Here is a 367-nt window from a genome sequence, read left to right as displayed (position 1 = left end):
GACCGGCACGGAAGTCCCCCGAACCGCACAGCCTGATGTCCGTTCCGTACGTCCGCACCGTGCCGCACATCAAGCGCCCCGGCGAGTTCGGCCAGACGTATTACGGTCGGCTCGCCGCACGCTCCGGCTTCGACGAGGCCCTGCTGACCGCGCCGGACGGGGCGGTGACGGAGGGCGCGATCACCAACATCGCCTTCTGGGACGGCACTTCGGTCGTCTGGCCTGCCGCCCCGTCACTCCATGGTGTCACCATGGCCCTGCTGGAACAGGAGCTTCCGGGGGCCGGGCTGGCATCCGCACGGCGGCCGGTGACGCTGGACGGGATCGGCGCCTTCCGGTCGGCGTTCCTCACCAACTCACAGGGGAT

General features: G+C 70.0%; 1 protein-coding gene. It reads left to right on the top strand.

Annotated features, from left to right (window positions below; genetic code table 11):
* Positions 1-35: 35 nt before the first annotated feature.
* Positions 36-367 (top strand): aminotransferase class IV (locus AC1DYK_RS36290; protein WP_478170673.1); only part of this gene is annotated, 332 nt, incomplete at its 3' end.

The sequence above is a fragment of the Variovorax sp. P2_H12 genome (assembly GCF_056403395.1).
The sequence above is the reverse complement of the archived record's forward strand: the minus strand, read 5'-3'. Positions and strand labels throughout refer to the sequence as shown.